This is a genomic window from Geomonas diazotrophica, assembly GCF_018919385.1.
Classification (GTDB): domain Bacteria; phylum Desulfobacterota; class Desulfuromonadia; order Geobacterales; family Geobacteraceae; genus Geomonas; species Geomonas diazotrophica.
In genome coordinates this window covers 64,984-85,010 of sequence record NZ_JAHLMF010000015.1, presented here as the reverse complement: position 1 = coordinate 85,010, position 20,027 = coordinate 64,984, and the positions used below count along the sequence as shown (strand labels likewise).

The 20,027-nt window shown below is 62.9% G+C and carries 20 protein-coding genes; 7 read left to right on the top strand and 13 right to left on the bottom strand.

Annotated elements, in window-relative coordinates:
• Window positions 1-17: 17 nt before the first annotated feature.
• The 4 genes from KOM00_RS16335 (at window position 18) to KOM00_RS16320 (ending at window position 6,230) form a co-directional block, all read left to right on the top strand.
• Entirely contained in the window at window positions 18-281 is a 264-nt protein-coding gene (locus KOM00_RS16335) for a hypothetical protein (protein ID WP_216500001.1), read from the top strand.
• Window positions 282-491: 210 nt separating this feature from the next.
• Window positions 492-1,853, top strand: coding sequence for an OmpP1/FadL family transporter (locus tag KOM00_RS16330; protein ID WP_216500000.1), 1,362 nt, complete (start codon window positions 492-494; stop codon window positions 1,851-1,853).
• Window positions 1,854-1,880: 27 nt separating this feature from the next.
• Window positions 1,881-4,370, top strand: a complete 2,490-nt coding sequence (locus KOM00_RS16325) for a hypothetical protein (RefSeq protein WP_216499999.1) — start codon at window positions 1,881-1,883, stop codon at window positions 4,368-4,370.
• A gap of 234 nt (window positions 4,371-4,604) precedes the next feature.
• Complete coding sequence (locus KOM00_RS16320; protein WP_216499998.1) at window positions 4,605-6,230, top strand: fumarate hydratase; 1,626 nt, start codon at window positions 4,605-4,607, stop codon at window positions 6,228-6,230.
• Between the two features lie 140 nt (window positions 6,231-6,370).
• On the opposite strand, the gene KOM00_RS16315 is transcribed toward KOM00_RS16320, so the two are convergent.
• From KOM00_RS16315 to KOM00_RS16305, 3 genes are all read right to left on the bottom strand, one after another.
• Entirely contained in the window at window positions 6,371-6,874 is a 504-nt protein-coding gene (locus KOM00_RS16315; RefSeq protein WP_236027028.1) for a chemotaxis protein CheX, read from the bottom strand.
• Window positions 6,875-7,076: 202 nt separating this feature from the next.
• Window positions 7,077-8,039 carry an HD-GYP domain-containing protein gene (locus KOM00_RS16310; RefSeq protein ID WP_216499997.1) on the bottom strand — a complete coding sequence of 321 codons (963 nt, stop codon included), beginning with the start codon at window positions 8,037-8,039 and terminating at the stop codon, window positions 7,077-7,079.
• 116 nt (window positions 8,040-8,155) lie between these two features.
• Window positions 8,156-8,338: a MerR family transcriptional regulator gene (locus KOM00_RS16305; RefSeq protein ID WP_216499996.1), complete on the bottom strand. Its 183-nt coding sequence runs from the start codon at window positions 8,336-8,338 to the stop codon at window positions 8,156-8,158.
• Window positions 8,339-8,589: 251 nt separating this feature from the next.
• Here KOM00_RS16305 and KOM00_RS16300 point away from each other — a divergent pair, with 251 nt between their 5' ends.
• Window positions 8,590-9,567, top strand: a complete 978-nt coding sequence (locus tag KOM00_RS16300) for an HD domain-containing phosphohydrolase (RefSeq protein ID WP_216499995.1) — start codon at window positions 8,590-8,592, stop codon at window positions 9,565-9,567.
• A 181-nt stretch (window positions 9,568-9,748) separates the two neighbouring features.
• Here the strand turns inward: KOM00_RS16300 and KOM00_RS16295 are convergent, their stop codons facing one another.
• Window positions 9,749-10,117 carry a glutaredoxin domain-containing protein gene (locus KOM00_RS16295; protein WP_216499994.1) on the bottom strand — a complete coding sequence of 123 codons (369 nt, stop codon included), beginning with the start codon at window positions 10,115-10,117 and terminating at the stop codon, window positions 9,749-9,751.
• A gap of 2 nt (window positions 10,118-10,119) precedes the next feature.
• Window positions 10,120-10,503, bottom strand: a complete 384-nt coding sequence (locus KOM00_RS16290; protein WP_216499993.1) for a S41 family peptidase — start codon at window positions 10,501-10,503, stop codon at window positions 10,120-10,122.
• 109 nt (window positions 10,504-10,612) lie between these two features.
• Between KOM00_RS16290 and asnS the strand changes: the two genes are divergently transcribed.
• Window positions 10,613-11,998 carry an asparagine--tRNA ligase gene (gene asnS, locus KOM00_RS16285; protein ID WP_216499992.1) on the top strand — a complete coding sequence of 462 codons (1,386 nt, stop codon included), beginning with the start codon at window positions 10,613-10,615 and terminating at the stop codon, window positions 11,996-11,998.
• A gap of 147 nt (window positions 11,999-12,145) precedes the next feature.
• Here the strand turns inward: asnS and KOM00_RS16280 are convergent, their stop codons facing one another.
• The 4 genes from KOM00_RS16280 to hpnJ all read right to left on the bottom strand — a co-directional run bounded on the left by KOM00_RS16280 (window position 12,146) and on the right by hpnJ (window position 15,773).
• A complete protein-coding gene (locus KOM00_RS16280; RefSeq protein WP_216499991.1) occupies window positions 12,146-12,901 on the bottom strand; it encodes a DUF3108 domain-containing protein in 756 nt (251 codons plus the stop codon).
• 167 nt (window positions 12,902-13,068) lie between these two features.
• The gene (locus tag KOM00_RS16275) at window positions 13,069-13,449 is read right to left on the bottom strand and encodes an EamA family transporter (protein WP_216499990.1); all 381 of its coding nucleotides are present in this window, start codon (window positions 13,447-13,449) and stop codon (window positions 13,069-13,071) included.
• Window positions 13,442-14,308 carry a hopanoid biosynthesis-associated protein HpnK gene (gene hpnK / locus KOM00_RS16270; RefSeq protein ID WP_216499989.1) on the bottom strand — a complete coding sequence of 289 codons (867 nt, stop codon included), beginning with the start codon at window positions 14,306-14,308 and terminating at the stop codon, window positions 13,442-13,444. The genes KOM00_RS16275 and hpnK overlap by 8 nt, the downstream gene beginning before the upstream one ends.
• A gap of 43 nt (window positions 14,309-14,351) precedes the next feature.
• Window positions 14,352-15,773: a hopanoid biosynthesis associated radical SAM protein HpnJ gene (gene hpnJ / locus KOM00_RS16265; RefSeq protein WP_216499988.1), complete on the bottom strand. Its 1,422-nt coding sequence runs from the start codon at window positions 15,771-15,773 to the stop codon at window positions 14,352-14,354.
• A gap of 157 nt (window positions 15,774-15,930) precedes the next feature.
• On the opposite strand from hpnJ, the gene KOM00_RS16260 reads away from it, so the two are divergent.
• Window positions 15,931-16,704, top strand: a complete 774-nt coding sequence (locus tag KOM00_RS16260) for a phosphorylase family protein (RefSeq protein WP_216499987.1) — start codon at window positions 15,931-15,933, stop codon at window positions 16,702-16,704.
• A gap of 2 nt (window positions 16,705-16,706) precedes the next feature.
• Here KOM00_RS16260 and ptsP read toward each other — a convergent pair whose 3' ends face one another.
• The 4 genes from ptsP to rapZ are packed head-to-tail and all read right to left on the bottom strand — an operon-like array spanning window position 16,707 to window position 20,026.
• Window positions 16,707-18,467, bottom strand: a complete 1,761-nt coding sequence (ptsP, locus tag KOM00_RS16255; RefSeq protein WP_216499986.1) for a phosphoenolpyruvate--protein phosphotransferase — start codon at window positions 18,465-18,467, stop codon at window positions 16,707-16,709.
• Entirely contained in the window at window positions 18,448-18,714 is a 267-nt protein-coding gene (locus KOM00_RS16250; protein WP_216499985.1) for an HPr family phosphocarrier protein, read from the bottom strand. Before KOM00_RS16250 ends, ptsP begins: the two co-directional genes overlap by 20 nt.
• Window positions 18,715-18,770: 56 nt before the next feature.
• Window positions 18,771-19,166: a PTS sugar transporter subunit IIA gene (locus tag KOM00_RS16245; RefSeq protein WP_216499984.1), complete on the bottom strand. Its 396-nt coding sequence runs from the start codon at window positions 19,164-19,166 to the stop codon at window positions 18,771-18,773.
• On the bottom strand, window positions 19,163-20,026 hold the full coding sequence (rapZ, locus tag KOM00_RS16240; protein ID WP_216499983.1) for an RNase adapter RapZ: 864 nt from the start codon (window positions 20,024-20,026) through the stop codon (window positions 19,163-19,165). Before rapZ ends, KOM00_RS16245 begins: the two co-directional genes overlap by 4 nt.
• Window position 20,027: the final 1 nt, after the last annotated feature.

Sequence of the window (20,027 nt, the reverse complement as noted above, 5' to 3'; positions counted from 1 at the left end):
AAAACAGGAGGTGCACCATGATCTACCTAACCAACGATGCGCTGGACCAGGCGGTTTACTTCGAGATGCGGGGCAAGGAGGCCCTGCGTACCGGGAAATCCTTCCAGCAGGTCTACCACGGGCTCCTGGGCAACGGCGTGCACGAAGTGGAGGTTACCCTGAAAAAGAGAAGGGGCTCCGTGGAAGTGGCCTTCGGCGACAGCGCCCTGTTCTGCTTCGTAGAAGAGGACGCCCTGCGCCGGATGCTGGAAGGGATGATGAAAGGGAAGACCGTGCACTGAGCACCGGCTCCACCCCGCTTGACTTCGACCTCACGGGCGGTAGCATTAGCGAATGCTAATTATTGCCGATCCCTCGGGGTTCACATGCAGACAGCCGCTTCCCGGCGCGCTGTCCCCCTCGGGCCAAAATCCTATGGCTAACGCGGTCTTGCCACTTGCGGCAACGCTTGTAGCGGCCGAATATCAGCAGGATCGGCAGGGGGGACACCAATGAGAAAATGGTTGTGGTGCGTTCTGCTCCTCTGCGCCCTCCCGGGGCTGCGCGGCGTGTGTCATGGGGCCGGCTTCAAGGTCAGCGAGCAGGGAGCCAAGGCGATGGGTATGGGCAACGCCTTCGCCGCCCAGGCCGATGACCCGAGCGCCCTGTACTTCAACCCGGCCGGCATCGCCTTTCTGCCGGGCATCCAGGTGAACCTCGGGGCGTTAGGGATCATGGTGCCCCAGACCGAGTTCCAGGGGACCACGCCCCTGTCCGGCACTCCGCCCCTGGACACCGGCACCGCCGTAGTCACGGAACGCTCCAGGCGCGACGTCGTCATCGCCCCCAACTTCTACGCGAGCTACACGCTGGAAGGCCTCCCCCTCTCCTTCGGCCTCGGCATCAACGCGATCTATCCCTTGTCCAAGTCCTGGGACGACTCCAGCGTCTTCCGCAACCAGGTCCAGATCGCCTCGATCAAACCGATCAACTTCCAGCCCACCGTCGCCTACCGTTTCGACGCCTTGAACCTCGGGGTCGCCGCCGGGATCGACATAACCTACGCGCAGGTATCGCTGCAAAGATCGCTCTATTCGCCGGCCATCGACCCCACCGCACCTGTGCCCCCCTTCGGCGCCTACGAGTTGGGCTCGCTGGGGCTGGATGGCACCGCAACCGACCTCGGGTACAACCTCGGGTTCCTCTGGAAGCCGCGCCGCGCCCTGAGCTTCGGCCTCGCCTACCGCAGCAAAATCACCCTCGACATCCGCGGGGAAGCCAACTTCCTGGCCACCACGCCGACCGGGTTGGGCGCCATCGGATTGGCCGATTCCGCCCTTTTCCCCTACACCAGGGCTCGCGCCAGCAGCGACGCCTCGACCAGCATCACCCTTCCCGACACCCTTGACTTCGCGGTCGCCTGGCGGCCGACGGAACGGCTCACCCTGGAATTCGACGCCACCCGCACCGGATGGAGCAGTTTCGAACGGCTGGAGTTCCACTTCGACTCCCCCGAATTCGCCTCCTTCAACCACCAGCCCGAACTCCGGAACTGGCGTGACGTATGGAGCTACAAGTTCGGGGGGCAGTACGAGGTCAATCCACGGCTTGCCCTGCGCGCAGGCTACTCCTTCGACGATTCCCCCGTCCCCGACCACACCGTGGACCCGCTGCTCCCCGACGCGGACCGACACAGTTTCTCGGTGGGCGCCGGCATCGCCAACACGCTGGGGACCCTCGACCTCGCCTACATGTGGGTGCACTTCGTGGATCGCACGGTGCACAACCAGGACATGGCTACCCTGCGCGGCGCCAACGGCGTCTTCAGGAGCGACGCCTATCTACTGGCAGCGAACCTGAACCTGAAGTTCTGACCCCCATCCGGCAGCGGAGGATACCACATGACCCAGCACCTGCAACGCCTGTTCGGCACCCTGCTGTTCCTCCTCACCCTGGCCGGTTGCGGCTCTGACTCGGGGGTGAGCCAGTCGATCAGCCCCAATACGGCCCTTTTCGATCCCACGACCAGCGAGATCCCCCTCCCCAACGTGCTCGCCACTGCGACGGCGCGGGACCCGATCACCCAGTACACCGACCCTGCCACCGGAGCCGTGGGCATGAGGCCGGCGAACCGCCCCATGAACCCGTTGGAGGCGCTCGCCTACGTGAACCGTTACGAAGTCGGCGGGACCAACGCGGTAGCCGGCGTCAACGCCCCCATTTACCTCCGCTTCGCCCGGCCGCTGCAGCCCGTCACGGTGAACGCGGACAACATCAAGGTGTTCCGGATCGGAGCCGACAGCGCGGCGCCCGCTGCGACCGAGAACAACCCGCTCAGCTTCAGCGACGTGACCGGCAATTTCAGCTTCAGCTACGCCCCCGGACGCAGCGACGTCTCTCTCTTCCCCAGGTTCCCCCTCCAGCCTGGCAGCCGCTACCTCTACCTGGTGACCGACCGGGTCAAGGACGCGGCCACCGGCGGTTCCGTGAGCAGCTCGGTCTACTTCTCGGCGTTGAAGTCCGAGCTCCCCCTGCTGGGCCCTTTCGAGCCACTCGAGCGGATCAGGGGCAACACCGTCGACGGCAGCGGCAACGTGCTCTTCGCCGGCTACGCCAAGGTCATGAACGACCTGACCGCGTCCCCGGCCGTCACCAGTGTGGCGAGCCGCAGCCAGATCGTCCTTTTGGGGCGCTTCAACACGACGGCGGCGGGTTTCGTGGCTGCCGATCCGGCGGACCCGGTCGGGAGCCTGGTGCCGATGGAGAGCGCGCTGCGCGCCTTCGCCGCCGGCAGCGACCTCCCCGGCGGCCTGGCAGGCAAGAGCTGGCTCGGCGCGGGTCTCAACATCGCCACCGTCACCGGCACCCTGGCACCGGCAACGTACTGGAGCGCGGTTCTCGCCGGGACCGGCATCCCCGCCTCGGCACCGGCCAGCGTGGGCGCCGTGATCACCGGGAGCTTCGCCAGCGCTGACATCTCCATGAACCCGGTCGTGGCGCGCAGCAACCCGGCGATGAACCAGAACCTCGCCTTCGGCAGTTACAACGCGGCGAGCGCCGTGCTGCTCCCCTTCCGCGACCCGGGCACCGGCAAGCTCACCGGGTTTTACTACACCGATCGCCAAGTCCCCTTCGTGTACTTCGCCCCCTCCGGCACCCCTCCCGCGGGGGGATGGCCGCTGGCCATCTACCAGCACGCCATCAACGGCAGCAAGGAGCAGGCGATCGCCGTGGCCGGCACGCTCACCGCCGTGGGGTACGCGGTGGTCGCCATCGATCTCCCGCTGCACGGCGAGCTCGCCCTGCCGGGTCACCTTACCGGCACCGTCTGGGGCGAAGACTTCATCGCCCTGGGGGCGCCGCTTGCCGCCCGGACCAACGTCCAGCAGGCCGCCTTCAACCTGAACCGGCTGGAACTGGTGCTGGCCACCCCGTCATTCAACCCCGCCTTCGCGGCGCAAGGGTTCGCCGCCTTGGGTGGGAACGCGCCAAACCCGGCCCTGAAGCCCAAGTTCGTCGGCGTGAGCCTCGGAGCCATCGTGGGAGCCTACTACCTGGCAGGCAACACCACCATCTCAGCGGCTGGCACCCCTCCCTATACCCAGGCCACCCTCGACGCCGACATGAAGGGGCTCTTGAGCGTCCCCGGCGCGCGCATCGCCTACCTTTTGCAGGACAGCGTCGCTTTCGGCCCCAGCATCGACGCCGGACTGGCGCAGGAGGGTATCGCGGCGGGTACCCCGCTCTACAACAAGTTCTTCCAGCTCACCCAGTCGGTGTTCGACCCGGTCGACCCCGCCACCATGACCACGCCGCTGCCTGATCTGCGCACCGGGAGCACGCTCCCATCCAGGCTCTCCGGCCGGGTGTTGATCCAGGAGGCGACCAGCACGGCTTTCGACGCCGGCGGGCGCCCGACCAACGGCGACCTCGTCATTCCCGACTGGAGCACCCGTTACCTGGGTAACGCCCTTGGTGGGCGCGGCGTGCTGGGGACACCGGAAGCCCTCGCGGTGGCGCCCGGTTTCGACCAGGTGAGCTACCTCTCCGGCCGGGTGCCCGTCCCCTTCATGATGACCCGCTCCGACGGCACCATGATCCCGAAGGTCGAGCCGGCCGCCGGCGATGTCGCGGCGAGCGGACCGCGCGAGGGTTACTTCCAGTTCGACCAGCCGGACGTGAGCCATGGCTTTTTGATCGACCCGGTCACCTCACCGCAGAGTTTCCTGTTGGGCCAGAGGCAGATGAGCTACTTCGTTCGCACCGGGCTGGTGATCGATCCGACCTTCGTCTCTGCGGCGCTGCCCAAGCCGGTTCGCGCCCCGCCGCCCCTGCCTCCCTACCGGGTGATTCCCCCGCCGCTGTCGCGGCTCTTCGCCCAGCCGTCCTGATCCAGGGCCGGGCCCCGCCGTCTCTGGCGGGGCCCGCCACCCTTCCGGCACCGCGCACGCACCGCAGCCCCCTCCCCCAATACCTTTGCAGACACTCCCCGAGTAAACTTAGCTCTCGACAAAATTGGCCTTTTGCAATATATTCCGCGAATCGTGTATACATTTTTTACCGTGCCGTCCGCACGGTTACGAATACCAGTCACCATCAATCCCACGCAAAGGAGAACAGAACCGATGGCAACTCCAGAGTTCAAGTACCAGGAAGCTTTCCCGCTCGGGCCGGACACCACCAAGTACCGCCTCATCCCGGACTCCCAGCAGTACGTTTCGGTCGCCAACTTCGAAGGGCAGGAGGTGCTCAAGGTAGCTCCGGAGGCCCTTGCCGTAGTGGCCAACGCCGCCATGAAGGACCTCTCCTTCCTGCTCCGCCCTGAGCACAACGAGATGGTCGCCAAGATCCTGACCGATCCGGAAGCCTCCCAGAACGACAAGGGTGTTGCCCTCGCCTTCCTGAGAAACGCTGAGGTGGCGGCCAACTTCGAACTCCCCATCTGCCAGGACACCGGCACCGCCATCGTCATGGGCAAGAAGGGTCAGCAGGTCTGGACCGGCGCCAACGACGAGGAGTACCTCTCCAAGGGGGTCTACCGTACCTACACCGAGGAGAACCTGCGCTACTCCCAGACCGTCGCCCTGGACATGTACAAGGAGACCAACACCGGGACCAACCTCCCGGCCCAGATCGATCTGTACGCCACCAAGGGTGCCGAGTACAAGTTCCTGTTCATGGCCAAGGGTGGCGGCTCCGCCAACAAGACCTACCTGTACCAGGAGACCAAGGCGCTCCTCAACCCGGACAGCCTGATCAAGTTCCTCGTGGCCAAGATGAAGACGCTCGGCACCGCCGCCTGCCCGCCGTACCACCTCGCCTTCGCCATCGGCGGCACCAGCGCCGAGGCTTGCCTCAAAACCGTTAAGCTCGCCAGCGCCAAGTACCTCGACGCGCTCCCGACCAGCGGCAACGAGCACGGCCAGGCCTTCCGCGACCTCGCCCTCGAAGCGGAGCTCCTGAAGGCGGCCCAGGAGTCCGGCATCGGCGCCCAGTTCGGCGGCAAGTACTTCGCCCACGACGTGCGGATCATCCGCCTGCCGCGTCACGGCGCCTCCTGCCCGGTCGGCATGGGCGTTTCCTGCTCCGCGGACCGCAACATCAAGGCCAAGATCAACAAGGAAGGGATCTGGGTCGAGCAGATGGACGAGAACCCGGGGCGCCTCATCCCCGAGCGTTTCCGCGGCAAGCACGAACACGGCGTCAGGATCAACCTGAACCAGCCTATGAAGGACATCCTGGCCGAGCTCTCCAAGCACCCGGTCTCGACCCCGCTGCTCCTCTCCGGCACCATCGTGGTCGGCCGCGACATCGCCCACGCCAAGTTCAAGGAGATCCTCGACTCCGGCAAGCCGCTTCCGGAGTACCTGAAGAACCACCCGATCTACTACGCGGGTCCGGCCAAGACTCCGAAAGGAAAGCCCTCCGGCTCCTTCGGCCCCACCACCGCCGGCCGCATGGACTCCTACGTCGATCTGCTCCAGGCCAACGGCGGCTCCATGGTCATGATCGCCAAGGGTAACCGCTCGCAGCAGGTAACCGACGCCTGCAAGAAGCACGGCGGCTTCTACCTCGGCTCCATCGGCGGCCCGGCCGCGATCCTCGCCGAGGAGAACATCAAGAAGGTGGAGTGCATCGACTTCCCCGAACTGGGGATGGAAGCGGTCTGGAAGATCGAGGTTGAGGACTTCCCGGCGTTCATCCTGGTGGACGACAAGGGGAACGACTTCTTCAAGCAATTGGGAATTTAGTTGCAGAAGTGAGGGGGGCGAATGATTATTCGCCCCTGCAGAATCATCGTTGGATGGAAGAAAGCCCCCGTGCCGTCATGGCAGCGGGGGCTTTCTTTTGGTTTCTTCTAGTCCCTAGTCCCTGTAGTTGCCCTAGTCAGCTACATGTAAACCATGACCCGGAAGTGGAGCTTCCCATCCATGGTGGTGAAGGGGATGGTGACCCCCTTACATTGCACGCTCATGCTCCCGTCCATGGTGGACTGTTCGGGGGGATCGGTCATCGGCCGCAGCCGTCCGGAGAGAACCAGGGGAAGTCCCAGGGCCACGCTGCTGTACTGCTCGTGGTACTTGGTCTTGAAGACCCCGGCAATGTTGTTGGCCACCTCGCCGACCGCGTCGCTGATCGCCTCGTCGTCAGCCTCGTCCAGCATCAGGAGGTCCTTGGCGATCTGTTCCGCCGGCCCCTTCTCGGTCGCGAAGATGATGTAGCCGACCCGGTCTCCCGCCACCCCCACGATCCCCACCACGTCGCTTTGTAGCGGGTTGATCTTTTTCTCCACCTTGCCCGCGTATATGTCGGTATTCATGTAGCTCTTGAAGGTATCCTGGGTCGCCGACATGATGGTGAACATGATCTCTTCGAACGTTATGCTGTTGCTCAAGGCACCCCCCTTTGCGCAATTGAGAGTCGATAATTGACTACGATTTTCCTGCCTTCACTACTTCTTCGTCACTTTCGCCCATACCTTTAGAACGCAATTGCCGCCGTCCTTGCCAGGGCGTTGACTCCCTCTTGCCCGTGGAGCTATAGCCATGAACGGGCAGCCTCCACCGTTCCCGCTGTCCATCCATTGCCCGTTGCCTCTAGAGGAACTGTGCCGGGTTATCGGTACAGACGATTCCCTCCAGGGCATCCAGCAACCGCTCGTTGAAGGAGCCCTTCATCTCCTGCTTCATGATCAGCAGGGCTATTGCCGAGGAGAGTGCCTTGCGGCAGGAGCGGTCTATGGTCAGGGTGCAGTAGACATCGCAGATGGCGGCCACCTGGGCGCTGCGCGAAATCTCAGGCCCCTTCAGCCCCTGCGGGTAGCCGTTGCCATTGTTGCGCTCGTGGTGGCAACGCACCACCCCCAGCGAGATGTCGGAGAGCTTGGTGTGTTTCTTCAGGTACTGGTACCCCTCTTCGGGGTGCCTGCGGTACTCCTCCAGCTCACTCGGGGTAAGCTTCCCCTCCTTGCTGAGGATGGTAGGGGAGACGAAGACCTTGCCGAAGTCGTGCAGCAAGGTCCCGATGCCGACGTCGAGCATCTCGTCATGGGAAAGAAGGTAGGCCTCCGAATGCAGCAGCACGGACAGGGCGGTCACCTGCAGGCTGTGCACGAAGGTGTAGTAGTTGTGGGTCATCACGCTTTCCAGCGACTGGAATGAGTCCCGGTCGCTGGACAGGTACTGCAGGAGGTTCTTGACCATCCTCTGGCTGCGGGAGAAGTCGGAAACCTTCTCGGGGTGTTCGAAGATGTCCCCCACGAAGTTTATGGAGGTCTGGTAGATGATCTTCCCCTTGATCTTTGCCTGCAGCGTGTCGTCATTGAGTACACGCTCGGCGTTGCTCTCCATGTAGGCGGTGATCACCTCGAGATCGGCCGGGCTCACGAATAGGAATTCGACCTTGTTCTCCATCAGGCGCGCGGCATCCTGGTTGGAGAAATTCCGGCCATGACTCTTGTAAAGGATGTACTTGTCGCCGCTTTTTATGTAAAGGGCGACATCCGGGAAGACATCCGCCTGGATGCTTTCTATGCTGACGGGTACGTAGAGCTCCCCCATGGCTACCTCCGCATGGAACTCGTGCGGCGTATGGATGAAACGCGCCGCACAAGATCCTTATCGGCAGCAAAGGGGCGACCTTGAGTCTCGCCGGCCGCTTTCTCACCAAAAAACAGTTAGATCCCGGTCAACTCATCGATCTTCAGTTCCAGATCGTCGCCGTTTACCCGCACCACCTTGCCGCTCTCCTCCTCGGTGCGGATCACCCCCTCGTCGATCCATACCTGCAGACGCTCCATCTCCACGCCGAATTTCTCGCACGCCTCGGCCAGGGTGTACCAGCTCTTGGATACCAGCATGATCGTCCCTCCTTCGCTTCGGTCCCACCCGGAGCTGAGGCGCTTGCGTTGAAAAGAGAGCAGCCGCCTCGGTTTTAATGACAGTTTCACCGTTGGATGGTACCGCTTAAGCCTACCATGTCAAGCCGGGGCATGGCGTAGCACCTCAAAACGATTAGAATTTTAGGCAGCGCTATTTTTTCCCTTTTCTTTGCGGGAATTATGCCGATAAGGAGACCGTGGCTACTTAATGAGTAGCTGGGAGAGAGCGCATGCAAAATAAGGAACTACAGCGCGAGACGGTGCTATTCGTGGACGACGAGAAGAGCTACCTGGCGTACACCAGCGAGCTCTTCGAGAACAGGGGACTCACGGTTCTCACCGCGTCTTCCGCTATGGAGGCGCTGCAGATCGTCGAGCACCAGTCGGTCGCAGTGGTCGTTTCGGACAACGAGATGCCCGGGATGCGTGGCATCGAGCTACTGTCGCGCATCAAGGAGATTTCGCCCCACACCGTCAAGATCATGATGACCGGCAGCGCCGACCTTTCCACGACGCTGGCCGCCATCAACAGCGGCGAGGTGTTTCGTTTCGTCCTGAAGCCCTGGAAGAAGGCCGAGATGCTGCGTGCCGTCAAGGACGGCATCCGCCGCTACCGCGTGCTGCAGGCCATCAAGCGGGAGGACGAGTTCATCCTGCACTCGCTGGCGCAGACCATCGAGCTCAAGGACGCCTGTACAAAGGGACATTGCGACCGGGTCGCCACCTTGGCCCTCCGGCTCGCGGCGAAGCTGGGGGTCCCGGAGGATGTCCAGCAGGAGATCAGGTACGGGAGCTGGCTGCACGATTGCGGCAAGATCGGCGTCCCGGAGGCGATCCTCAACGCCGAGCGAGCGCTGACTCCGGAAGAATTCAAGATCGTCATGAAGCACCCTGAGTGGGGATGCGAAGTGGTCAGAAAGGCGAACCTCTCCAAGACGGTCCAGAACATCGTGCTTTACCACCACGAGCGCTTCGACGGCAAGGGATACCCTTACGGGCTGGAAGGCAGCAAGATCCCCATAGAGGCCCAGATCGTCGCGACGGCGGACATCTGCGATGCGCTCACCATGGACCGCCCCTACCGCAAGGGGTTCAACCGTGAAGAGGTCATGTGGACCATGAAGGGGATGAGCGGCTGCAATATCGATCCAAAACTGGTGCAGGTCCTGTTCTTCCTGCTGGCAGAGGACGAACCGACTGAGATGTGAACCGGAACCTTTGGCCACGGAGAAAATCTGAGAACTTCTGAGTAAGGCAACAGCCGCTTTGGTTATGCCTGAAGCGTTCGCCTCTCTCCGATTTGCTCAGATGTTATCCGCGGCCAAAATATTGAACAAAAAAAGGGAGCATCGACGATGCTCCCCCCTTACCGACGGCTGATCCAGCCCGTTATTTCTTCTTGCGTACCTCGTCGAGCGCCTTCTCGAAGCGGGGCTGGTCAAAGCCCTTTAGCACCTTGGCGTCCTCCCCTATCACGATCACCGGAACCCCCTGGCTCTTGTACTTGCCGGTGACCAGTTCCATGGCGGCACTGTCCAACTCGACATCCCTGTTGATGAAGGGGATGTTGTTCCTGGTGAAGTATTCCTTTGCAGCCCGGCAATGGGGGCACCAGGAGGTGGAGAAAAGCACGATCTTCGGGTATTTGGTCTGCACGCTGCGGCTTCCGAGCGGGCTCTGCGGGAGTTGCTCGGCGCCGGCCCCGGCAGCCGGGGCCAGCAGGGATACGGCCAGGATTGCAGTCAGCAGGATGCGCATGTTCACTCCCCCTTTGCTTCTTTTTTGGCGGGTCCGGCTACCTTGAGTTGGCGCCGGACCAGTTTGAAACTCAGTGTCTTCGGGTTGCCGGGACGGTGCACCAGGACCAGGACCGAGGTCCCGGCGCGACCGCGCAACCGCCGCTCGACGATGAACTTGAAGTCGCTGCCGGCGGTCGGGGTGCCGTCAACCTGGGTGATGATATCACCGGCCTTGATCCCGGCCAGATGGGCCGGTCCACCGGCAACCAATTGCCGCACCACGATGGTGCCGTCTGCCCTGGGGACCCCGTCGATGCCGACTCCGCCGAAAACGGCGGCAGCCTGGCTGCGGGCCGGAAGGAGCAACAGGGCGAAGAGCAAAATGGCGCAAAGGGTCTTGATCATGGCCAGTGAAGTTATACGAGAGCCACCCCGGCTGTCAACTATGCTTTTGCCGAGCCCACCCCTGTATGCTATAAGTGATGCATTAAAATCCACCAGTGGAGTTGTTCACATGACTGCTAGAACCAAGGTGAAACAGGCGCTGGACCAGAGCAAACCAGGCAGCACCATTCTCGTCAAGGGGTGGGCGCGCACGATCAGAAACAGCAAGGAGGTGACCTTCATCTCCCTGAACGACGGGTCGTGCCTCTCCGGAATACAGGTGGTTGCGGAGCCCGACCTCCCCAACTACGACGAGGTTACCGGGATCGGCACCGGCAGTGCCCTTGCCGTCACCGGACTGTTGCAGGAGTCGCCGGCGGCAGGGCAGAAACTGGAGCTGAGGGCGCAGCAGATAGAGGTGGTTGGCGGGGCGGACCAGGAATACCCGATGCAGAAGAAGCGGCATAGCTTCGAGTACCTGCGTACCATCGCCCATCTCAGGGTGCGCAGCAACACCTTCGGTGCGGTGTTCCGGGTGCGCTCGGCCCTGGCCCAGGAGGTGCACCGCTTCTTCGCCGAACGCGGATTTCTCTACGTGCACACCCCGATCATCACGGCCAACGACTGCGAGGGCGCCGGGGAACTGTTCCGGGTCACCACGCTCGACCTCGCCCACCCGCCGCTCGTAAACGGAGAGATCGACTTTTCCAAGGACTTCTTCGCCACCGGTACCGGGCTCACCGTGAGCGGGCAGCTCGAAGGCGAGCTCTTCGCCCAGGCCTTCTCCGACATCTACACCTTCGGGCCGACCTTCCGGGCCGAAAACTCCAACACGGCACGCCATGCAGCCGAGTTCTGGATGATCGAACCGGAGATGGCCTTTGCCGACCTCGCCGACGACGCCGACCTGGCCGAGGCCTTTTTCAAGAGGCTGTGCCGCTTCGCGCTGGACCACTGCGGCGAAGACATGAATTTCTTCAACACCCAGATAGACAAGGGGCTGATCCAGAGGATCGAGGCGGTGGCGCAGGCCTCCTTCGCCAGGATGGACTACGGCGAAGCGATCGAGCGGCTCAAGAAGGCACCGGTATCGTTCCAGTTCCCCGTGGAGTGGGGGCTCGACCTGCAGTCCGAGCACGAGCGCTACTTGACCGAACAGGTGGTGGGGGGTCCCGTCTTCATCCTCAATTACCCAAAGGAGATCAAGGCCTTCTACATGCGGCAGAACGATGACGGCAAGACCGTCGCCGCCATGGACCTGCTGGTCCCGAAGGTAGGCGAGATCATCGGCGGGAGTCAGCGCGAGGAGCGCCTGGAACTGCTGGAGCGGCGCATGCTGGAGACGGGGATCTCGTCGGAAGCCCTTTCGTGGTACCTCGACACCCGTCGCTGGGGTTCCACGCCGCACGCGGGCTTCGGGCTCGGCTTCGAGCGGCTGATCATGTACCTGACCGGGATGGAGAACATCAGGGACGTGATCCCCTTCCCCAGGACGCCGAGGCACGCGGAGTTCTAGGAACAGACCGAGATTAAGATTAAGACTGAGAGGAAACCCAAAACAAAAAAAGGAGAGGCAAGGGCCATGGGTGCCTTGCCTCTCTTCGTTTTCTCAATCTAAATCTTAGTCTTAATCTCAGTCTTAATCTTAGTCTAAATCTTAGTCTTAATCTGCCTTTTGCGCCGCCTGCGGCCAGTAGCTCCCGCCGGTCAGCACTGCCTTAATCTTGCCGATCTTCACCTTGGTCGACACCATCACCGGTATCTTGAGCGCGTCATCGGTGAGCCATACCTTGACCTCACCGGTGCGCGCGAAGAACCCGTCTGCCTTCATCAGAGGCTGCACCACGATGGTCTTGAAGTGTCCCACCGGCGTATCGATCTCCTCCCGTTTGAGCACCTTCACCTCGGTATTCCAGAGTTTCTTGCAGTCGTAGATGTCGACGAAGAGGGAGCGACCGGGGACGAGGTCGAGGGTGCGGACGTAATAGACGATGGAAAGGGGATCGTAGGTGGTCGCGCTGATGTCATCGACGCGCTGGGTCTTGTGCAGGAGGTCCTTCGACTCCACCTTGAGCTTCTGCTGGTCGAACCTCGCCTCCTTGAGGCGGCGGTGATTTCCCTCGCTGATCTTGTTCCGGAAGTACCTCGGAAAGCCGAAGCGGTCGCCACTGCCGCGCACGACCACGGACTCGGCCCGGTCTTCGACCCTGAAGAAGGTGTCCAGCCACGGCGTGGAGCGGGTGGTGGTGACGATGTGAAGTTCGTTCCCCTTGGTGCTGAGCTCCTGTACCGTGACCCCCGCCTTGATCCCGGTCCAACTGACGTCGTAGACCAGCCTTTCGTTGGGGTTCATCGCGCGGGCGGGGAGAGCGGAGACTATGAGAACTGCGAAAAAGGACAATATGGCTGAAATTTTCATGTCCACAGATTAGCCCCTGGCGACATTTTTTTTCAAGGGAAAAAGCTTAGGGATTACCTAATGTTAGACATTTCACACGCGCGATACTGTCGGAATCGGGGAAGTTGACGGGAGAAGTCGTCGTAGGGCGAGGGGATGGGGGGGATGGGGCGAATGATTATTCGCCCCTACGCCCCGCTGCTCTTGGTGATCATGATCACCCCGACCGCGACCAGAACGGTCCCCGCCCAGCGCAGCGGGCTCACCACCTCGTGCAGGAAGTACTGGGACAGGAAGGCAACCAGGATGTAGTTCAATGCCTGCATCGGCAGGGCCACCGACAGGTCCTCCCAGGAGAGAACGGCGAGCCAGAGGAAAAAGAAGACGGCGAGCATGGCGGTGCCGAACACCAGCTTCGGCGTGGTGAGAGCCTGCACGGCGACCCTCATGATCCCCCTCAGGTTCATGGTGGAGATGTCTCCCAACTCCTTCATGCCGCTGGCCAGCAGCAGGTCCCCTATGGTTCCCGCCGTGACCGCCGCCAGCATGACCACTACGGTCTTAAACATACGTCTTTTCCTCTCCGCGGTAGTTTCTCAGTCTGATGCCGGCTCGGGCCAGCTTCTCCCTCACGCGCGGGCTGGTCAGTGCCGCCAGTTCCGCCTCGTGCTGATAGTCGGGCATGCGGCGCTTGAGCGTCGCACAGGGGTGGCAGCCGGGGTGGAAGTAGATCTCGGTGGTTCCCTCTCCCAACGCGTCCAGCACCCGCAAGAGGTACTCCTCCGTCATCTGCCCGGAGTTCAACAGTCCCTTCACCTCACCTGCGTAGCTGATGCCCAGCCGTTCCAACCGGGGACGGCAGCGGTCGGCCAAGCGGGCGAAGATGAAGGCGTCGGCACATTTCCCCGCCAGCCTCTTCCGGTCCAGCGCCAGGTTCGCCGTGAGGTTCTCCCTGGTGAGGCGAAAGCTCTTGATGCCGTAGCCGGGCATCAGCTCGCAGAGGATGTCGAACACCACCGGATGCATGTGGATGTTGAGGTGACCGTCGACGTGGGAAAGCTCCACACCCGCGTCCCGGCACTTCGCCAGTTGCGCATCGATCTCCAGCCGGAGTTTCTTCCTGAGTCCCTTCAGAAAGAAATAACGCATCCCCGCCAGCACCGGGTCGTCGGTGAACTCTCCGCCCGCGTCCGTCAATGCGGGCAATCCCCCCTGCGGCAGGACCGCGCTCCCCTGCACCAGGGTGAGGTGCAGCCCCACCTGAAGGCCGGGGTTCGCGCGCGCAAAGGCCGCCGCCTCCTCGAAGGCGTCTCCTCCCACCATGAGGGAGGTGCTGGTGAGGAGCCCCTCCTGCCAGGCCTTGATGATGCCGCGGTTCGCCCCGGCGCTCAGGCCGAAGTCGTCGGCGTTGAGAATAATCTCTTTCATATCGGCTCGGTGACTCCTCCCCCCGAAGGGGAGGGAGGAGCGACTAGCAGGCGGCCTGCTTGCGCTTTCTCATGTAGCTCAGGTACTGCGCCCCTTCCTTCAGAAGCTTGCGGCGCACCTGGGAGTCGACCAGCATGCTGAAGATGCTGCGCGCTATGTAGCGGGGACGGAAGTAGAACTTGTTGTAGAACAGCTCCACCGCGTCGAAGATCTCCTGGTTGGTGAGATCGGGGTAGTTGATGACGCACTTCTGGTGCCCGGTCTCGTCGAGGAAGCTGTCGGAGGCGATCCAGCCGTTCTCCTTGGCCATCTGGTAGAACTCGGTGCCGGGGTACGGGGAGGCCAGCGAGACCTGGATCGAGGTGAGGTCGAGGTCGATGGCGTAGGCGATGGTTTCCTTGATGGTCTCGCGGGTCTCGCCGGGAAGCCCCAGCACGAAGGCGCCGTGCACCGTGATGCCGAGTTTCTTGCAGTTCCTGGTGAACTCGATCGCCTGTGCCTTGGTGACCCCCTTCTTGATGTTCTTGAGGATCTGCTCGTTGCCCGACTCGTAGCCGACCACGACGTGGTGCATCCCGGCGTCACGCAACTCCTTCAGGGTCTCGTAGTCGCAGTTGGCGCGGGCGTTGATCACCCAGGAGACGTTCAGGGGCTTGATGAGCCTGGCAATGGCGATGGCGTGCTGCTTGTCCGCGGTGAAGGTGTCGTCATCGAAGGAGATGTCCTTCACGTAGGGGAGGTTCTCCTTGATCCACTTCACCTCTTCGTACACGTTCTGCGGACTTCTCTTTCTCAGGGTCCGCCCGGAGAAGGTCTGCGGCCAGAGGCAGTAGATGCAGCGCGACGGGCAGCCGCGGCTGGCGTAGATGGAAACGTAGGGATGCCTGAAATGCGGGATCACGTACTCTTCGATGGGAAGGTCGCGCTGATAGATCTGGCTGGCGAAGGGGAGGACGTCGAGGTCGGCGATGGGGGCGCGGTCCTTGGTGTGGACTACCGTCCCCTCTCTGAGAAAGCTGATGCCGTCCACCTCTTCCCACGGTTTCCCCTCACAGAGCTCCTTCGTGGAGTAGTCGAACTCGCCGCGGCAGACGATGTCGACCGCGCCGGCAGCGAAACGGAGGCTTTCCTCGGGGAGGATGCTGACGTGCGGACCGGTGAGCACCGTAACCGTGCCCGGTTTCTGCGCCTTGACCCGGCGCGCGGTCTCCACGTCGATGGCCAGCGTCGGGGTGGAGGTGTACATCACCACCATGTCGTAATCTTTGGCTATCTCAAGACAGGCATCGAGGTCCAGACGCTGCACGGGTGCGTCGACGACGCGCGACCCTTCGATCATCCCCGCCGGGTAGGTGAGCCAGCCGGGGAACCAGAAGGAGGTCACCTCGCGCGAGGCCTGGTAACGCGCACCGGCACCTCCGTCAAAATCCTCAAAGGTCGGCGGGTTCAAAAACAACGGCTTCATATAACCCCTCCAGATTAATAGCGTCACACAAAAAAAGAAGCCCTGACTATAAGACGGCGGCCCCCCTTTTGTCAAGGCGAACCGGGGCCAACTCCGGTAAAGCGTTGCGGTGGCGGCTCCCCTCTGATAAAGTGGCCGGTCGAAAGGGAGAAGCGCAATGACCAAGGAAAACAGAAACCTGGGTGTGGTAGCCGCCATGCCCCAGGAGATCGCGCCGGTGCTGGCGCGCATAAAGGGTTACGCCAAGGGGAACATCGACGGGCGCAACCTGTACCGGTTCCCCGTGAACGGCAGCTGCGTCTATCTCATCGAGTCGGGGATGGGCCCCGCCCAGGCGGCGGCGGCGACGAGGGCGCTGATCAGGCACGCACAGCCGGACGCCATCCTCAATTTCGGCTTCGGCGGCGCGGTCCTTCCCGGCCTGGAAGTCGGCGAACTTGTGCTGGCGGACAGGGTCTTCCGTCTGGACCAGGGCATCATCGGCGAACTGCCGCAGCCCGACTCCGCACTCGCGGCCCTCATCCAGGACTACTGCGCCAAGGTGGGGCTGCAGTTGCGGCGCGGTGGGTTCATCACCGCCTGCGGGATCAGGAACAAGGGCGAGATGGCCAGCCGGCTCGGGGGGAGCACCGCTCTTCCCCTGCTAGAGATGGAGACGGCGGCGGTACTCGAACAGGCACAGGCTGCGGGGATACCGTTGGTGTCGGTCCGGGGTGTGAGCGACGCGGCCGACGAGGAGCTCGGCTTTACCATCGAGGAGTTCTGCGACGCCAACCTGAACCTCAACCCGTGGCGGGTGGCGTGGACCATTTCCAAAAGACCTTGGCTGATTCCGCAACTGGTCAGGCTGGCGGGGAACTCACGCAGGGCGGGGAAGCGGCTGGCGCTGGCCGTCGAGCTCGCGCTGCAGGCGCTGACGCGGCAGACCTAGCTTTAGTCGAAGCTCTCGGAGAAACGGGCGGCGATCTCCCCCTTCAGGTAGGCGTCCGCCTCGGCCGCGGTGCAAAAGCTCAGGGCCTTCAGGGCCACCTCGCGCGCCTCCTGCACGGTGCAGCGACGCAGGATCTTCTTCACCCGCGGGATGGAGACCGCGTTCATGGACAACTCGTCGTAACCAAGCCCCAGGAGGATCGGAAGGTACTCCGGGTCCCCCGCCATCTCGCCGCAGATGCAGGCGTCGATCCCCGCCGCGTGGGCGGCATCGACGATGGTCTTCAGCGAGCGGAGCACCGCCGGGTGCAGCGGCTGGAACAGCGCGGAGAGGTGCTCGTTGGTGCGGTCGATGGCCAGCGTGTACTGGATCAGGTCGTTGGTGCCGACGCTGAAGAAGTCGACCTCCGCCGCCAGGAGGTCGGCTATGACCACGGCGGAAGGGATCTCGATCATGATGCCGACCTGCACCTTCTCGTCGAAGGGGTGCTTCCCGCGCAGTTCCTCCTTCACCTCCTCCAGAAGGGCCTTGGCGGCACGCACCTCGGCCACCCCCGACACCATGGGGAAGAAGAGCTTCACCTCGCCGAAGGCGCTCGCCCTCAGGATGGCCCGCAACTGGGCCTTGAATGCCTCGGGCTGGCGCAGCGAAAGGCGAATCGCCCGCACCCCCAGCGCCGGGTTCATCTCGTCGGAGAGGTCGAGGTCGGTGAGGCACTTGTCACCGCCGATGTCCAGGGTCCTGATGGTCACCGGCTGCGGCGCCATTTTCTTCACCAGCGCCGAGTAGGCCTCGAACTGCTCCTCTTCGTCCGGCAGCGTGCTGCGGTTGAAAAAGAGCATCTCGGTGCGGTACAGCCCGATCCCCTCGCCGCCGTGCTTGTGCACCGAGGCGACCTCCTCGATGAACTCCACGTTCCCCTTGAGACGCATCCGATGCCCGTCCAGGGTCTGGGCCGGCAGGTCCCGCAGCTTCAGCAGTTCCCGCTCCACGTACTCGTAGCGCTGCTTCTTCTGCAGGTACTCCTTGAACTCCTCCGCCCCCGGGTTGACGATGACGACGCCGGTGGAGCCGTCGATGATCAGGGTGTCCCCTTCGCTGACCTCGGCGGTCGCCCGCTCCAGCCCCACCACCGCGGGAACCTCGAAGGCCCGGGCCAGGATGGAGGAGTGGGAGGTCTTCCCCCCCAGGTCGGTGATGAAGCCCATCACCTTGGCCTTGTCGATCTGCAGGATGTCGGCCGGGGAGAGGTCGTGGGCCACCACGATCACCTTTCCCTCGATGTTGTCGAGGGGCTCCAGCTTTTGCCCCACCATGTGCCTCAGCACGCGTTCGACCACGGTCTCCACGTCGCCGCCGCGCTCGCGCAGGTACTCGTCGTCCACGCCTTCGAAGAAGGCCTTGAAGCGCCCGAGGGTCCTTTTCAAGGCCCCCTCGGCGTTGATCCCAAGCCGTTCGATGTACTGCGTGGTCTCGCCGACCAGCATGGTGTCGTCCAGCAGCATGAGGTGGGCGTCGATGACGCAGAGGTGCTCGGGGCCGTGGGTGCTGGACAACTGCTCCTTCAGGTCGTAGAGCTCCCCCTTGGCCCGCTCGATGGCCCTCGTGAAGCGATCGAGTTCCCCCGGGATCTCCTCGTTGGCCACCAGCACCTCGGTGACCGCGACGCGGCGCCGGTCGGTGATGCGCACCTGCCCGATGGCGATCCCGGAAGAGGCACCGATCCCCTTCAGCTGTCTCGACTCACTCTTCTCCGAATCCATTCCGGATCAGCTCCCCGATGGCGGCGTAGGCCTCGACCTCGTCCGCCCCCTCGACCTTGAGGGTGATGGTGCTCCCCTTGGCGGCGGCCAGCATCATGATCCCCATGATGCTTTTGCCGTTCACCTCGATCCCCTCCCGCTCGATTCTGATCTCGGAGGAGAAACCGCTCGAGGTCTTCACCAAGAGCGCGCTGGCCCTGGCGTGCAGCCCCAGCTTGTTCGGTATTACGAATTGGCCTTCTATCATATCGTGCACCCCCCTGTCCACGGCAAGGACCGCGGCGGGCGAATCCTCCTCTGTCTTTACTTCTTCAGGAAATCCCCGGCTACCGTGATACCCTCCTGGGCGCTCTCCTTGAGCTTCAGGGCCAGTTCACTGACGCTGCAGCGGTTGCGCTCCTGGGTGAAACGGATCAGCATCGGGAGGTTGACCCCGGTCAGCACCTCGACCTTCCCTTCCTGCAAAAACGAGATGCTCATGTTGGAGGGGGTGCCGCCGAACATGTCGGTCATGATGATGGCCCCGTCGCCGGAGACCCGGGACACCGCGTCCTTGATGGCGGCCATGACGTCGGCAGCGGACGCGTCGTGCGCGATCCCCACCGCCTCGGCGAGTTCCAATTTCCCCACTATCATCTCCGCCGCGGTCAAAAGCTCACTGGCCACGCCGGCGTGTGCTACCAAAAGCAGTCCTATCATCCCAGCCCCTTCTCTATATCTCTGTGAGAAATTTTAATGTTCACGTTCCGTTGCCGGAAGTAGTGGTACAGCTCTTCTGCGATGGCCACCGAGCGGTGCCTGCCGCCGGTGCAGCCGATGGAAACGGAGAGGTAGGACTTCCCCTCCCTCCGGTACCCGGGCAGCAGGAACTCCAGCATGTCCCGGAAACGTTCCAGGAACACCATGGTTTCCTTCTGCTTCAAAACGTAGTCACGCACCCCCGGCTCCAGGCCGGAATAGGGGCGCAGCTCGGCCACGAAGTACGGGTTGGGGAGAAAGCGCACGTCCATGACCAGGTCGCTCTCCAGGGGGAGCCCGTAGCGGAAGCCGAAGGACTGCAGGTTCACCTGCATCTCCAGGGCCCCCTCGCCCCCCTTGACCAGCCCGATCACCACCTCCTTCAGGCGGTGCACGTTCATCTCCGAGGTGTCGATGATCGCGGTGGCGATGCGCCGCAGCCCAGCCAGCTGGTCGCGCTCGAAGCGGATCCCCTCGGGGACGCTCGCCCCCTCCAGCGCCGGGTGGCGGCGGCGGGTCTCGGAGAAGCGCCGGATCAGGACCTCGTCGGTGGCGTCGAAGTAGAAGATCTTGACGCTGTGCCCGGCCGAGGCGATGGACTGGAAGACCTGGTCGTACCCCTTGATGAAGTCGCGGCTCCTGATGTCCATCACCAGTGCCACGTCCTTGATGTCCTCGCGGGAGTGCTCCACAAGCTCGATGAAAGTGCTCACCAGGGAGACCGGGAGGTTATCCAGGCAGAAGAACCCCTCGTCCTCCAGCGCCTTCACCGCCGTCGATTTCCCCGATCCGGAGAGGCCGGTTATGATGACGATGCGCATG